This is a genomic window from Bradyrhizobium sp. CFUWI (assembly GCF_056429085.1).
Map to the genome: position 1 here is coordinate 1 of NZ_JBWJZE010000133.1, position 608 is coordinate 608.

Consider the following 608-nt stretch of genomic DNA (forward strand, 5'->3'; position numbering starts at 1 on the left):
CCGCCGAGGTCACGTGCGAGCCAAGCGACCGGTTGGGGACGTTCGGCGGACACAATGGCGCCAAGCACCTGCCAGCGTGCGCTTGTTAGGCCAAGCGGGGCGACCAGACGGTCGCCGGCCGTCAGAAATAGGCTGTCGAGCCTGAATAGATCGAGAACAAGGTCGGTCAGGGCGTCACCCTCCGGGGTTCGCTTGGCTCTTTTCATTTGTCACCATTATTTTCTATTGACATCATCATGTCAACGTGTTACGTGATCATAATACCAATTAGACATCACATATCAAATAGCAATGAGGCACTCATGTCGCTGCGACGCCCACTCGACCCTTCTTTCCCGATCGACCGCCAGATTGCTATCGAGGCAAATTCGGTCGTCCTGGTGAACCCATTCACTCTCGACAAAGCCGATGAGGCGGCTTTTCTCAAAACCTGGCAGGACGACGCAGCGTTCATGAAGCGACAGCCGGGCTTCATTTCCAGTCAGCTGCACAGAGCTCTCGGCGACAGCTCGACCTATCTGAACTACGCCGTCTGGGAATCCACCGCACACTTCCGCGCGGCCTTCACCCATCCTGACTTTCTAGCAAAAATCGCCACCTATCCGGCC

General features: G+C 56.2%; 1 protein-coding gene and 1 pseudogene. One reads left to right on the plus strand and one right to left on the minus strand.

Translation table 11 applies throughout. The features are described from left to right. Nucleotides 1-206: pseudogene (locus tag AC066S_RS39055) on the minus strand (MarR family transcriptional regulator); the annotation flags it as partial. 96 nt (nucleotides 207-302) lie between these two features. On the opposite strand from AC066S_RS39055, the gene AC066S_RS39060 reads away from it, so the two are divergent. Further along, nucleotides 303-608 (plus strand): antibiotic biosynthesis monooxygenase family protein (locus AC066S_RS39060; protein WP_478271940.1); only part of this gene is annotated, 306 nt, incomplete at its 3' end.